We start from the raw sequence: 14047 nt of genomic DNA, 5'->3' as shown, positions 1-14047 counted from the left end.
GGTCAGCGCCGCTCCTTGCCGGCATACGGGACGGGTGTGTGCCGTTTCGCGGGCAGGACCGTGCCTGTGCCGGGATCGCTGGTGGACGTTTTGGCGCCGCGGTCAACCCACGCCTTCAGGTCCTCGAGGGCATAAACAACGCGCCCCCCAAGCTTGCGGTAGGTCGGGCCCGTCCCATAGGTGCGGTGCTTTTCCAGGGTTCGGCCGGAGAGTCCTAGAAAGCGCGCCGCTTCGGGCGTGCGCAGGTACCGCGGCGGCAGGCCGGCGTTCGGATCGGGCATTTGCAAGGCTCCGTGGTCGTCTGGAGCGCGGCCGGCTCGGGCCGCGCGTCGACGGTCACGATGGCGCAGTAGGAGTGCTTAGGGGGATGCCGAAGATCGCGCGATGATGTTCGGCACCCCTGCTCTACTTTTTGCGAGATGGGGGACGTAGCAATGCGCGGTAGCCGCCGCGCATCAGAGCCAAGCCAGCATGCACCAGGCGAATGGTCCGGCTGCGCAGCTCATGGGTCTTCCAGGCGCGTTCAGGGATTCGTTTTCGGCCGAACAGCACCTCGGCGATGACGCGATACGACGCACCATCCATGCGTCCATCGAGCGCTCGCAACACCAAGACGATTCGTTCCCGCCGCTGCGCCGAAAGCTGATGAAAGGGAGGTCCTGGCGGACGGCCGTTGATTGCGCGCCACAACCGCTGTGAGGCGTGGGCGCGGATCTCAAAGTCCGCATCGAGCGGCAGTTCGGCCGCATATGAGACACCAAACTGCGGCGCCTCTTTCAGCCAGAGATGATGTTGTGCCCCTTGAATGCGCAACACAGCATGCCAGCCGTCAGATGCTTGTCTGATGGTGCCCGACGAAAGCTCGGTAAGTGGTAGACCCGCGCCGACCGCTTTTGAGCCGGACGCGCTCTGAACGACCGGCACCACCGTCGGCAACGCCTCAGGTGCCCAGAAGATTGTCTGTTGGTAAAAGGACCCCTGCGGGTCATGAGCGAAAGCAGACGCCCCATCTCCTTCGGAATTCGGAAGTCATCTGCGATCGATTTTCACGATAGGAAGCTCGATAGTTGGGGCTGCGCCGCAGCGACTCCCAGGCGAAATCCGCCATCTCGCCCGACTTGATAGCTCGTTGATACGCCTCCGGTGAGCGCCAGTCGAACTCAGACATTGCTAGATTCCGTGCCGTGGGTCGATTGCGGCGCAATGTCTATGAAGCTTGGGGTTGTTGGGCAAGTCACCAATTGTGCATCGCGTGATGCATGCAGGCGATCACGCGTCAGCGGAGAACTCTGTTCTCGAGTGCGAACTCACCATGACAGATTTTGCTATTTAGCGGCGCCGCCGCGAAGCAAGTCACGGTAGCCGTGGTCTGCCATCCATTTTGCGCGGGCCAGATGACTATCAAATGCATTGCGGGCGCGCGCCGCTTCGCGAACCGGGTCGATATGCAACACGAGCCGGGTCACCTCTTTCCAATCCGCGCCATCGGCTTCGGCGTCAAGAAGTCGCCAATACGTAACCAGATGCTGCTCGTCATAGGTCGTCAGCACCGGCTGATCCGGCGCGACATCTGCGACGTCGGGATCTAACGGTGGCTTCGTCATCTAGGCTTATGCGCGCACTTCGCTGATCTGCATTGTAACCAAACTTAGCGGAATAGTTTGGTTATAGCCAGTGGTTTGATGGTCAGCCTAATGGCTGTTTGGGCGCATGAAAGCTCGTGCGCTCGTGGCATGGAATGTCCGCCGGATCCGCGTGGATCGCGGCATTCCGCAAGAGCAACTGGCCTACGATGCCGGGATTGACCGCTCATATATGAGCGGCCTTGAGCGGCAATCTGAGAATCCGACAATTGATCTTCTCGACCGACTCGCCGAGACGCTGGGTGTTCATTTATCTGAATTCTTTATTCAGCCACCCAAGGGAGCGGCGACACCCCAGACATTACCTAAAGGCCGCAGGTCAGCGCGTCTACGATCCAAAAAATAATAGCATTGAGTGAGTTCAACCCATGTGGACAAGCGCCACGGAAGGGCGCGTCTTAAACAAGTGAAAATCAACTCGACCAAGCCGATGCAGCTGCAACTTTGGTCAATCGGCGTTTCTCCCAGAGTGAACCCCGCCCGAGGCTGTCGGGCGGGGCGATGATGACCCTTACTCTCCGTTCTTGCGGGGCCGCGACCAGAGCAATGTGTAGCCTTCGCCGCCTTCGTCATCGAACAGGTTCGCGTAGATCGGTGAGTTGAAGGAGGGATCGTCGAGCTTAAGCGAGAGATAGTCGCGGCCCTCCTCGGAGCGCTTCGACCAGGCTGCCCCGATCTCCGCGCGGCCCACGTAGATGCGGTGGCTGGGCGCGTTGTCGCTGGAGCGGTTGGTTTCGGCGACGATGCGGACGCCCTTGGTCTGAAGGCTCAGGGTGACGATCTCGCCGTGAAACTCGTTTCCCACCTTCTTGAACGAACCGATATTAGCCATGTTACTTCTCCTATTTGTGTTTCGAGCCCGCGACCACCGCGGCCTCGATGGCGATCTGGAAGCCGAAGACGATCGGCGACGCACCCGCTCGCGGGCCGGAGCGCAGCGGAGGACGCCGTTGTGGCGACTTTCTTGTCTCGCGAGGAATGGGCGAAGCCCAGGGGAAGAAAGTCGCATCAACGGCGTTGCGGCTCAGACGGTCGAGGCGCAGCCGGTCTTCGGCTAGATCAAGCCATCAAAGAGGCCACGTGGTCCGCGTGCTGAACCGCAAGCTTAAGGAGAAGATTGGCAAACCTCGGTTGTGCTGAACAAGAGGTTGGTACGGTTCGGCGCAGAAAGAGAAACAATCTGCCGCAAAGGGCGGTATCGTCCCGGAAGGAATGACCGAGCGCGGCGTGCCGCTCCACCGCAGTCATGTGGGCCAGACAGAGATTGGTAGGACTTGTTCAAAGCCCTCTGAGGAGAAGTGCGGTTACCTCTCCCTCAAGCTCGACGATCCCTCCTTCAACGTGCCGCCCTGTGCGACCTTGCTCGACCGATGGTTGCGACGACTCGTCATTGCTCATGCGTGGCGGCTGCAAGAACTGGGTCGAGGCATATTCTCCACCACCCCGCCCGACTCCAACGGGCGGAGCTCCGCAAACACGGTCAAGCGCGTCCATGCCGTGCCGCCGATGCAAACCGCACCTCCGCAAGCGAAGGCCTCGCGCCAAGTCAGCGAAGGCACCCCGATCTGCGGCAGGACAAACACCACATGATAGCCCGCGATTGCCGCAGGGACGGCGAATGCGGTTGCGATCGCGACGCGCAAGGTCAAGGACCGACTAACGGCGACGGCGACCTGACCAGCGGCAAGTGTCAGCGTGCCAGAAGCAATTCCGATCAGCAATGCGCCGAAGACGCCCGCGCCATGACGAAATGCGAACATCCCGACACTGAGTGCGACGAAAAACGGTAGCGCATACACCGCGAGCGCAAAGATGGCCCAGCAGAACAAGCCAATGCCGAGTGTGTTGAGAACAAGCCCAAGCGCGAGCATGGTGGTGGCTCCATGTGCATGGATTTATCAATCGCGCCTTCCACCACCACCACCACGGCGCAGTTTTTGATGTAAAAACGAAACGAGGCGGAGTTGCGGCGTGCAACTCCACCCTGGCGTCTTCGAGGCGACGGCGCTCATGCGCCGCCGAACTTCCAGACGGGAATGCCGAGCCGCTTCGCCTTGTCGGCGAGATTGTCCTGAATTCCCGTGCCCGGGAAATGCATGACGCCGATCGGCAGGAGTTCGAGCATAACATCGTTGCGCTTGAAGGGCGCTGCCTTGGCGTGCTTCGTCCAGTCGGGCTTGAAGGCGATCTGAGGCACCTTGCGGTTGGTCGCCCATTTGGAGGCGATCAGTTCGGCGCCTTTCGGGGAGCCGCCATGGAGGAGGACCATGTCGGGGTGCTTGGCGTGAACCTTGTCGAGGCGGTCCCAGATGAGGTTGTGGTCATTGAAGTCGAGCCCACCGGTGAGTGCGATTTTCGGTCCGGCTGGCAACATGACCTCGGTCTCGGAACGACGCTTGGCGGCGACGTAGTCGCGGGAGTCGATCATTGCCGCGGTGAGGGTTCGGTGATTGACCAATGATCCCGATCGTGGGCGCCAAGTTGAGCCGGTGTGGACCTCAAATCGCTCAATGGCGTGATCCCGGAACAGTTCCAGGCAATCACGGCGCTCGATCAGCGTGATGCCCTCGGTCGTCAGGCGCTCGAGTTCGACCGATCGCACTTCCGAGCCGTTCTGCTCGCGTTGGCTCTTATGCTGTGCTTGTTCGTTGTGATCGAGCTGCCGTTCGATGCGATCGACTGCCCGATGGAATAGGTTGACGGTCGACCAGAGCAGATCGTCAAGGTCCGGCTCGAGCCGAGTGTCATTCAGGGTCGCAACGAGGGCGTCAAACATATCGACCACGGCGCCCGCGATCATCTTGCCCTCCGGAAGCGGCCGTGGATCGGGCTGGTCGTCGAAGGGACGATGGCCGAAGAGCTGTAATTCGGTGAGGACGTGGTCGGTCGGGGAAGAGGCGTGCGGCGGTTCGATGTCGTCATGGTCGGTCATGGGAAGAGGTCCTTTGCCGGTGCCGCGACCATCGCGGCCTTCGTGGCGATCCTCTGACGGCAGGCGGAACGGGCCAGAACCCGAAAGGGCCGAAGCGGCAGCGGAGGATGGCGGAGGCCGGCTATTTTGCTTGGCGATGCAAAGCGCGCTGGCCCCAACGTATGATGTGTCTTCACATCGCTGCGCGCGGCGGAAAATAGCCGGACGCAGCCATTGCCGGCCCGGGCCGCTTGCCGTCCGATCGCCCTCTAGAAGGCCGTGGTCGCGTCCTCTTCCGCACGGGCCTCGCCTATGACCGGCCTATCAACGTCGATCGAAGCCCGGGAGCTATTCCGCAGCTAGCGTCGAGAAATGCAGGAAGCGGACGACATCCTCTGGTGCGAGCTGAAGCCGCAACACTGCTCGGAGAGCCTCCAGCCCAAAGATGTGCAGATCTTCGTTGAAGTCGCCCAGCCGGGGCGATAGCGGAATCGCTTCAATGCCGGCGTCTGCTGCGCGCTGGCTGAGAATCGCCTGCACCGTATCGCCGGCTGCATCGGCATCGCGGGCGATGTAGAGGCGGCGCAGGCTCGACGGGAGCATCATCGCTGAGAGGTGATTGGCCGAGAGTGCAGCGGCCATCGGCATAGTCGGCAGCAGGCAGCGTAACGACAGCATGGTTTCGATACCCTCGCCAGCAGCGAGCACGTCGTCCACCACGCCGAAGCGAACGGCATTGCCGAGAAGGTCGCCCATGGCGCGTCGTGGGGTATCGATCGGAGCCTTGCCGAGATGGACACGGTCAAAACCATCCGGGTCGAGCCAAGTCCGGTGCACGCCGGTGATCCGACCCTCGAGATCCGTGACGCCGGCGATCATCGCCGGCCAGGTTTCGGTCGGAAAATGTTCATCCGGCCGATAATAGCAGCGTGGGTGGAAGCGCAGGCTGCCACCATGGTGGATGTGGGCCATTCCGCGACGCTGCAAGTACGTCTCGGCCACCGTTCCTTCAATCGGGCTGGACATCGCAAAGAGCCGACGAGCCGCCTGTTGTGATCCGGTCGGCGCCGGCGAACGAACCGGTTTCGCGGTTGGTTGCTGCTCAGAACGAGGAAGCTTGAGAAAGCGCCTCGCCTCCTCGGCGACCTCGCGGAAATCGCGCAAGCCCAGGCTTTCGCGGATGATGTCGAGGAGATCGCCATGCTCGCCGGTCGCAGCATCGGTCCATTTGCCGGCGGGCCCCTTTGGTGATTCCTGGAGCCGCACAAATAGCGAACGGCCCGGCGTGTTGTGCACATCGCCGACCACCCAGTAACGTCCCGCCCGCTTACCATTGGAGAGATAGTCTCGGCACACCGCCTCCGCTTCGCGCGCGAGGCGGCGGGCCAGTTCGGAAGCATCGCGCGACATCACGCGGCCTCCCGCTCACCGATGCGCGCAACCGGATAGGCCTCGAGCACCTTCGACAGGATTTCGACACCGCTCGCGTCCGTGAGCACAAAGATGCGCAGCTTCCAGGAGATGATCTCCCCGAAAAGGCCGTAAGCTCGGAGGCGGTCGCGAATCACGTCGCTGAAGCCCGACAGCTCGATACGATGCGCGCCCGTCACCCGGGCATGGCGAAGTTGGAGTCCATCTGCGAGATTGAGGACGGTCCACCCCTCCATCAGCGTTGCGAAGGCGGCGGCCGGCATCAACGCCGGCGCGTCGGCCGCAAGGACGTTCGCGACCAAGGCCGCCGAGACCCTGCGGCCGATGATCCGCTCGCCCGCATTGGTTTGAAGCCCATTGCTCGCCGCCGCGACCTGCACGGCGGCTCGTCCCGAGCGCTCATTGACCAACAGCACGGAATGGCGATCGGAGACACGAGCAAGAGCATCATCCAGGCTCACTGGATGATGACACTGGCGCTGGGTGATCATGAGAAGCCGGGTTTCGGCACCGGTGCCGGGATGAATGTATATCGTGCGCCGATCGGTAACGACAAAGCTCTCCGCGCGGAGCGTTTCCAGCCAGACGTCATAGCTGCCCGGTGCGACCGCCCCCTCGATCCGAGCGGTCAGGAGCTGCCCGAAGACGTTGAACAGGATGTTCTGAAGATCGATGGTGAGCGCCAGCAACCGGTTCAGGAAGGTCGTGATCGGCGGCAGGTCATCCTTGAGCCCGTTGGCATCGGTCAGCTTCAGGCCGGTTGCATCCTCGAGCCTCTCAAGGTTGGCGTCGGGTCGGAACAGACCCTGCCCTCCGGTTTGACGCTGGCCGCGGGTGATAGCGCCCAGCGTGTCGAGCCGGCGGGCGATGGTGCTGAGAAAGCGCTTCTCGGCCTTCACGCCGGTGGCGATAGGACGAAACAGCGGTGGCTGCGCCTGTTTGGTCCGGTTGGTGCGGCCCTGGATCGCGGCATCTGCCTTCCAGCCGGGCTCCAGCAAATAGTGGGCCCGCAGGCGGCGATTCCGCGCCGACAGCTCAGCGTGGTCGCTCCTCCCCGTACCGCCGGCAACGGAGAACACGAGGATGCGCTTGAGGTCATCCATAAAGGCCGAGGTCTCGGCGAGGTTAGCCACACCGGCGCGGTTTTCGACGACCGGCCGGGCGCCCTTGCGAACGATGCGGCGCGAGCGGCCGGTTATCTCCGCGACCATGTCGGTACCGAAGCGCTGGACGACCTGATCCAGCGCTCCCGGTACCGGCGGCAGCGAGTCGAGCTTCTCGATGAGGCGGTCGCGGCGGGCGACCGCCTGCCGGCTCTCGACCGGCTGGCCATCGCAATAGACAGGCCGGGAGCAGAGGTAGCCCTCCGAGTCTGTGAAGGGCTCGTAGAGGTGGACCGGAAAGGAATCGGCGAGATAGTCGAGGACGTACTCGCGTGGAGTGATATCGACCTGGACGTCGCCCGAGTCCTCCGTCGAAATCTCGGCGAGCCGGCGCTCCATCAGCGCCTCGCCGGTCGAGACGATCTGGATGACGGCGGCATGGCCGGCGCCAAGATCGCGCTCGATCGAGCGGATCAGCGACAGCGTCTTCATTGAGGTCAGGAGGTGGCCAAAGAAGCGCTGCTTGGCGCTCTCGAAAGCCGATCGCGCGGCCGATTTAGACTGGCCGTTCAGCGCACCGCTCTCGCCGGTGATGTTGGCGGCCCGCATCGCGGCGTCGAGATTGTTATGGATGACGCTGAACGCGCCGGCATAGGCGTCATAGATTCGAACCTGCTCGGGCGTGATCTGGTTCTCGGCGAGCTCGTACGCGACGCCTTCGTAAGAGAGCGAGCGGGCCGCGTAAAGACCGAGCGCCTTGAGATCGCGGGCCAGCACCTCCATCGCTGCGACCCCACCCTCCTCGATCGCTTCGACGAACTCGGCACGGGTGACGAACAGAAAATCGTCGCCGCCCCACAGGCCCAGCCGCTGGGCGTAGGCGAGATTGTGGATCGTGGTGCCGCCGGTTGCGGAGACATAGACGACGCGGGCATTCGGCAACGCGTGCTGGAGTCTCAGGCCAGCCCGCCCCTGCTGGGACGCCGCCCCCGGGCGATTGCAAGCAATCGCCTTGAGGTCGCCGCGCTCGCCCTTCTGGCCTGCCGCGTTCTGCATCGCGTGGCTCTCGTCGGAGACGATCACTCCATCGAACTCGGAGCCCAACCATTCGACGATCTGCCGAACGCGCGAAAGCTTCTCGCCGCGCTCGTAGGTACGCAGCGTAGCGTGGGTGGTGAATAGGACGCCTTCCGCGAGCCGGATCGATGGGCCCCGTCGGAAGCGTGAGAGCGACGTCACGAGCCGCCGCTCCTTGCCGAGCGCGGACCCATCGCGCTGCGCGTCTTCGATCAGCTTGTCGGATTTGCTGATCCAGAGGGCGCGGCGGAGGCCCTTGAGCCAATTGTCGACAAGGATGCCTGCGACCTGCCGTCCCTTGCCTTCACCGGTGCCGTCGCCTAAAAACCAGCTGCGGCGAAAACGCGCGGCATTTTCTGCATCGTCACGCGCGGCCGCCACAACATCAAAGGTCGCATCCACCGTCCAGGAGCCCGCAAGAAATTCGGCGTGCGCTTCCCCGGCGTAGATGACGCTCTCGAGCTGGGCGTCGGACAGGATGCCATCCGCCACCAGTTTAGCCGGCAGATGTGGCCGGTAACACGGCTGGGGCGGCGCGACCGAGGCCATCGCGGTGGACCGCACGAGTTCGGTCGGATGCGCATGCGCGTCCGGAATACGGATCGCCTGCAGTGCGTATTCTTCATAAAGCGCATCGGTGAGACGGGCACCTTCCGACGGCGACCATTCGACCGTCTCATAGGTAATCTCGGCGCCTTCCGGCGCTGCACCGCTCGAAGTAGACGACGCGCGTGGCGCAGAAGCGCCGACGGATCGTGATATCTCTGGGCGCCTGATGACGTCGACCACGCCCGGCGCGACAACGGGCAGCCTCGGAGGCACATGCTGGGTCACCCAGTCAAGGAAAGTTGCGACATCGCCCGCCATTCCCAGCGAGGTCTCAAAGGCCTTCGGATCTGCGGCAGGCTGCTTGTCGATCACAAGCAGCCTTGTGTGGGTCTGCGTTCCGTGTTTCGCATAGACCGCGCCATCGATGGCGGCAGAAAACACCACCCGCCCGCGTTGCTGGAGGCGAACGACGGCATCTCGCCATGCCGGGTTATCCGGCGCAAGGCTCGCGCCGGTAATGGTACCCAGACGCCCACCGTCGCAAAGGCGCGCCAAGGCAGAGGCGGTGTGGCGGAGAGCCGCATCCGCCATTCGCCGATCGACGTTCGCCAATGCCGAGAACGGCGGGCTCATCAAGATGAGGCTCGGTACGGCGCTCGCATCGAGGTGATCATCTATCTGGGGGGCATCGAACTGCGTGACCTCAACGTTTGGAAACAGTTGATCGAGCAATGCCGCGCGGGCCTCGGCCAACTCGTTCAACACCAAGGCGCCGCCAGCAAGCTCGGCAAAGATGGCGAGCAAGCCGGTCCCTGCGGAGGGCTCCAGAACCCGATCGGAAGGCGTGACGCCGGCAGCGATGCATACGGCAAGCCCCAGCGGGATCGGCGTGGAGAATTGTTGAAGGGCTTGGCTTTCCTCGGAGCGCCGCGTGTGGGTCGGCAAACAGCGCGAGATTCTCGCAAGCATCGGCAGCATCGCGGCCGTCGAGCCCGCCTTGGTCCGGATGGCCGGGCCGAACTTGCGAAGGAACAGAACGGTCGCCGCCTTACAGACATCATAGGCCGTCTTCCAGTTCCAGACGCCAGTGGCGTCGGAAGCGCCGAAGGCAGCTTCCATGGCGCTACGCAGGACCGCGGCATCGATGCGACGACCGCGCTCGAGATCAATCACGAGCTGTCGCGCGGCCCTGACCGCGGCGGAGGTGAGAGTTGCAGCAGCGCGCATCGAGAGCGGCGCGGCGGCAGCGCCGCCGGCGAGAGATTCAGTCATGACAAGATTTCTTTCGGAGAGCAGGAAAGGGTCGAACCATCAAGCGCTCTCCTTACGACCCGACAGCTCAAACCTTTCCCGGCCCGACTCTCCCTCTCAGCCCTCGCGCATAAGAACGGGGACCGATGCGGCACACCGGTCCCCGAACAACTGTGGGACGGCCGGAGCCATCCCGTTCTACATGTCACCTGGCCGCGTCGAGCTGTTGCGGATCATCGTCGCCCGCGTTCTCCTGATCCTCGTCATCGGCGAGGAATTCGGGCAGCGGGCCCGCTTCACTCTCCTGCTCCCCTGACCCCGCATCGGGATCGACGAGACGCAGTGGTTCCGGCAACCAGCCCGAGCCGTCGAGAAGACGCTCAGCCTCCTTCGCCATGTCGGCCTTCTTCAGATGGTCGATCAGTTGCGCCGAGGATTCACCCTTGGCTTCCCGTACCGCCTCCAGAATGCGGGGCTTAGTGACCCGGCCGAGATAGTTGTCGACGGCGGGCTTCCACCCCGCTTGAACCATGTCGAGGCCGACCGGCGCGCGCCAGCAGATCGGCCCGGTCGAGCCGGGTGCGGACGCCATGGGCGGAGACGCGGGCCTGATTGTAGCGGTTGGCCGGCTCAAAGACGGCGTTGACCGCTAATGACGCGCACTGAGCGAACAAGGATGCCTGTGCGTCGCCACCGAGGGCTGAAAGAGCATCCCAGAGATCGCTCTCACCCTTCGGCAAACGTGCCTTCCAGGACTCATGCCGCGCCTCGACGGCCTTCGCCGACGCGCTTTCCCTCAAGCCAGGCGCTTGAGCCGGAAAGGTCGGCGTCCGAAGTCCGATCTCAAGGCAGCTTCCCGACGATGCGAATCTGTAAGGCCGTCAGTACAAAGTTGTGCAGCACCGCCTGGAACGCGAGCGCAGGATTTTCTGCCAGCGCATCCCGCAACGCCAGCGTACGATGCGCCGTCAGCTCAGTGATCAGCCGATCCGGCAGAGGTTTTGTCGTGTCCTCATCATCTTCTTCCGTATCAGCAGCGCCACTCGCGACCGCGAATCGTGCGCTGAACGGAAGTGCCAGATGCCTTCCCCTCGATTGACTGTGTGTCGAAGCCCGGCCCGACATCGGGCTGGGCTGCCGACAAATCGTCCTCCGGCCGGACGTAACCCGGGTCAACAGAGAGGCCACCCTTCGGAATCGATGCTGACGAAGACGCCAGCGCGGACGATCTCGGCCGGATCGTAAATCATCAGCCGGTGTTCAACCGCGAGCAGTGCCATTTCGCCGAGACGCTGATCGACCTCGTCGGGCAGCTCGTCGGCATCCTGGTAATCGGATTCGAGCCTGGCTTGCTCGGCGTTGAGCGCGTCGATAGTGGCCTGCTCCTCGGGGGAGAGATCGAAGCTTTGCCGTCGATTGCACGCAGGCCCTGCGTGTGGCCGTAGGGGAATTCGACGGCGAGCTAAATCCACATCCAGCCTTCGGCTGCAATCGTTCGGCTCGGCTTTGAGCTTTTCTGTCACGAGGCGGTTGAGTAAAGCAACATCCTGGAGTCAGCCATCATCGTGCTGGAACAGATCCCGCAGAACGCCGCCGCCGGCTGTTCGTAAGCATCCAGCCCAATGAATTGAACGCGATCGGACGCGCGCAAGGTATTTTCCGTGAGCATCCGCCGGATCTGATCAGGTTCGTCATAGCCGGATCGGCTGACTTGTCCCGGACCTGCTCCTGCCTAGCGTGGTCGCTGTAACAGAAAAGGCCATAAGCTCGAGAGTCATGCCGTCATCGGCATAGATAGAGCTATGGCGACACGGACGCCAGCCGAAGCCGTTGCTTCACGGCGGCCGGTGTCACGAAGTGCCAGGCAGCGATGTTCTCATCGGACATGCCGACGCTACTCAAGGTCTGGAAGGATCGGAACTAATCTAGCTGGTGCAGTCCTACTCGCTCGTCATTTTCTGCAAGCGAGTCGTCTTCAGCGATGCCTCCCTCGCGCACGACACAAGGAACCGCCTGCGGCTTCGCCATTTGCTTCTGCTTGACGAGAAGCTCCAGCGCGCGATAGCGCCGGCCGCAGGCCGGCACCTCGAACATGCCGGTCTCATTGCCTTCGGCATCCACAACCGCCCGCAAGTTGAGACTTTTGCATTAGCGTACGCTGCGCGATGCTTTCGGCGAGTTGCTCGATGGAAACGCTCGCCTTCACATGCCGGACGTGCAACTGGCTCAGCACCAGCTCGTTGAACGGAATATCGCGTGAGGGCGACAAGGTGATCTTTTGGACAGCCTTGGTCATATCGATTCTCCACGACGGGCGGCCGGGAGCCTCTCTCTCGGCCTCCAACCCGTCGCGAAAACCGCCGCTCACCTCTCACTCTCTTATGCGAGGCAACAGGGGAGAAACTCACGCCATCTCCTGCTCCGTTATATCAGTGGTCGTGTCGACAGTGACTTCCGGCAGGAACCCCAGCAGATAATCCGCTACCTTGCTGGCCTGCGAAGCAGCTCGCACGATCGCGCGATTATCCTCTCGCAGCACCTCCAACCAGGAGCCGATATAGTCGGCGTGCCGCACCGTGGGCACGATCCCGAGCGAGGCGCAACTGAACGCAGACGAGATTTCCGCAACCAGCTCCTCGAAGGCATACTTCTTGGTACCGTAGCTGCCTGACAGGTCACGGTTGAGACGCGATGGATGGCCACTGGCATGCGCCAGCTCGTGGAGAGCCGTTCGATGCCAATTGATCGGTTCAAAATAGGCCTGCGGAGGCGGCACCTGCACATAATCTTCGGTCGGCATATAGAAGGCACGATTGCCGCCGATGCGGAAGTCGATGCCGGTCGCCTTGATCAGGTATTCGACCTGCGGCTCGATCAGGCCTGGCGGCGGAGGTGGCGCCGTTGTCGCGATCTCTGGAGGCAAGCCGCCGCATTGATCACAGTTGAAGACCGTGAACTGCTTGAGGAACGGTATGGCCTGCGCTTCCTCGCCGGTCTCATGTGCGCGGCGCTTTTCGCAGGCAGGCACGAAGCGGTCGGCATAGACGACGGTCGTGCCGCGCTCGCCCTTGCGGACGTGACCACCGAGCGACAGCGCCTGGCGGAAGGTAAGCCAGCTCTGCCCTGTAAATCCGTGTTCGGTCGCGGCACCCCATAGAATTAAAATGTTTATGCCGCTGTATTGGCGGCCGGACGTCGCGCTCTTCGGCAAGGCAAAAGGCGCCTTCGCCGCCGTGGTGCCCCAAGGCTGCACCCAGGGCACTCGGCCAGTCTCCAATTCGGCGATGATCTTGCTGGTGATGTCGTCATAAAGGCTTCTCCGGTCCTCACTGGTGCGCACCCGAGGATAATGTCTGGACATCGCGGATCTCCGCGACGGGCGCCGCGAGCCTCTCTCGCAGCCTGATAACCCGTCACAGTAAAACCGCGCCGACACTCTGACTCTCGCCCCTACCTGAGAGGATGCGAATCTGCGACGCAGTTCGCCTTCCATCGTGTTCATGGGAGTTGCGGTGAGCTACCCCAGGGCCGCCAGCCCGACCAGGCGTGCGCCAGGGGCGCATCGCCTCAAGGGAAAATGGCACCCGGAGAGCGTGAGCATAGCGACCCGAAGGGGCACGCGGGTCCGAGTGCAGCGATGAGACCGGTTCAATAGCGGCACCCGGGAACGGGGCAGTGATAGCGATCGCCGCAGGCGAGCCCCTTTTCCGAGTGCCCCCGGCGAGGAGCTCCGCTCCCTTTCTGTGCGCGAGGGATCGACGCCGTACGGCCGAGACGCAAAGCGACTCGGTTCGAGGGCCCGGTGCGGCGGCAGCCGCACCGGGCGCAAATGGAAGAACTCCGCTAAGGCTTGAGTCAGAGGATCTAGATTTCCTCGCGCGCACGCGTCTGTGCGTCATAGATCCTGATCTGAAGCATGGGAAAACGCTTCTTTAATTCTTCGCCACCTGCCCTGGCGCCGTCTTTGGTTGCAAATTCGGCTTTGAGCCTGCCATCCACTTCAAGCGCGTAACCGGAGGCGGGCAATTCACGGGCGGCAGCAACCATTTCATTCCCATTGTGCAGTGATGTGATTGAGAATG

12 protein-coding genes and 2 pseudogenes are annotated in these 14047 nt (G+C 62.7%); 2 read left to right on the top strand and 12 right to left on the bottom strand.

Features of this window, described 5'->3' with window-relative positions; all coding sequences use genetic code 11:
* Positions 1-2: 2 nt before the first annotated feature.
* The 4 genes from QSV46_RS23245 to QSV46_RS23230 form a co-directional block, all read right to left on the bottom strand.
* Positions 3-281 carry a helix-turn-helix transcriptional regulator gene (locus QSV46_RS23245; protein ID WP_085398892.1) on the bottom strand — a complete coding sequence of 93 codons (279 nt, stop codon included), beginning with the start codon at positions 279-281 and terminating at the stop codon, positions 3-5.
* Between the two features lie 124 nt (positions 282-405).
* The gene (locus QSV46_RS23240; RefSeq protein ID WP_409997204.1) at positions 406-927 is read right to left on the bottom strand and encodes a DUF2285 domain-containing protein; all 522 of its coding nucleotides are present in this window, start codon (positions 925-927) and stop codon (positions 406-408) included.
* Between the two features lie 58 nt (positions 928-985).
* Entirely contained in the window at positions 986-1168 is a 183-nt protein-coding gene (locus QSV46_RS23235; RefSeq protein ID WP_314957146.1) for a transcriptional regulator domain-containing protein, read from the bottom strand.
* A gap of 157 nt (positions 1169-1325) precedes the next feature.
* Complete coding sequence (locus QSV46_RS23230) at positions 1326-1604, bottom strand: DNA -binding domain-containing protein (protein WP_314957144.1); 279 nt, start codon at positions 1602-1604, stop codon at positions 1326-1328.
* Between the two features lie 106 nt (positions 1605-1710).
* On the opposite strand from QSV46_RS23230, the gene QSV46_RS23225 reads away from it, so the two are divergent.
* Positions 1711-1989 (top strand): helix-turn-helix domain-containing protein, encoded by a 279-nt coding sequence (locus tag QSV46_RS23225; RefSeq protein WP_314957142.1) that lies wholly within the window; start codon positions 1711-1713, stop codon positions 1987-1989.
* A gap of 165 nt (positions 1990-2154) precedes the next feature.
* Here QSV46_RS23225 and QSV46_RS23220 read toward each other — a convergent pair whose 3' ends face one another.
* Positions 2155-2475 carry a DUF736 domain-containing protein gene (locus tag QSV46_RS23220; RefSeq protein WP_275173028.1) on the bottom strand — a complete coding sequence of 107 codons (321 nt, stop codon included), beginning with the start codon at positions 2473-2475 and terminating at the stop codon, positions 2155-2157.
* Positions 2476-2855: 380 nt separating this feature from the next.
* Between QSV46_RS23220 and QSV46_RS23215 the strand changes: the two are divergent.
* Positions 2856-2951 (top strand): annotated as a pseudogene (locus tag QSV46_RS23215) (hypothetical protein); the annotation flags it as partial.
* 86 nt (positions 2952-3037) lie between these two features.
* Here QSV46_RS23215 and QSV46_RS23210 read toward each other — a convergent pair.
* From QSV46_RS23210 to QSV46_RS23180, 7 genes and pseudogenes are all read right to left on the bottom strand, one after another.
* Positions 3038-3514 carry a hypothetical protein gene (locus QSV46_RS23210; RefSeq protein WP_314957138.1) on the bottom strand — a complete coding sequence of 159 codons (477 nt, stop codon included), beginning with the start codon at positions 3512-3514 and terminating at the stop codon, positions 3038-3040.
* 137 nt (positions 3515-3651) lie between these two features.
* Positions 3652-4575, bottom strand: a complete 924-nt coding sequence (locus tag QSV46_RS23205; protein ID WP_314957136.1) for a DUF2493 domain-containing protein — start codon at positions 4573-4575, stop codon at positions 3652-3654.
* A gap of 327 nt (positions 4576-4902) precedes the next feature.
* On the bottom strand, positions 4903-5964 hold the full coding sequence (locus tag QSV46_RS23200; RefSeq protein ID WP_314957133.1) for a toprim domain-containing protein: 1062 nt from the start codon (positions 5962-5964) through the stop codon (positions 4903-4905).
* Complete coding sequence (locus QSV46_RS23195; protein WP_314957131.1) at positions 5964-9986, bottom strand: strawberry notch-like NTP hydrolase domain-containing protein; 4023 nt, start codon at positions 9984-9986, stop codon at positions 5964-5966. The genes QSV46_RS23200 and QSV46_RS23195 overlap by 1 nt, the downstream gene beginning before the upstream one ends.
* 184 nt (positions 9987-10170) lie before the next feature.
* Positions 10171-12261 (bottom strand): annotated as a pseudogene (locus QSV46_RS23190) (ParB/RepB/Spo0J family partition protein).
* 108 nt (positions 12262-12369) lie between these two features.
* The gene (locus QSV46_RS23185) at positions 12370-13326 is read right to left on the bottom strand and encodes an ArdC family protein (RefSeq protein WP_314957415.1); all 957 of its coding nucleotides are present in this window, start codon (positions 13324-13326) and stop codon (positions 12370-12372) included.
* A 503-nt stretch (positions 13327-13829) separates the two neighbouring features.
* Entirely contained in the window at positions 13830-14012 is a 183-nt protein-coding gene (locus QSV46_RS23180; protein ID WP_314957129.1) for a hypothetical protein, read from the bottom strand.
* Between the last annotated feature and the right edge of the window lie 35 nt (positions 14013-14047).

The sequence above is a fragment of the Bradyrhizobium cosmicum genome, from assembly GCF_032290525.1.
In the GTDB taxonomy this organism is placed as follows: Bacteria; Pseudomonadota; Alphaproteobacteria; order Rhizobiales; family Xanthobacteraceae; genus Bradyrhizobium; species Bradyrhizobium cosmicum_A.
Note: the sequence above shows the minus strand (reverse complement) of the source record. Positions and strands in the feature narration are given on the sequence as shown.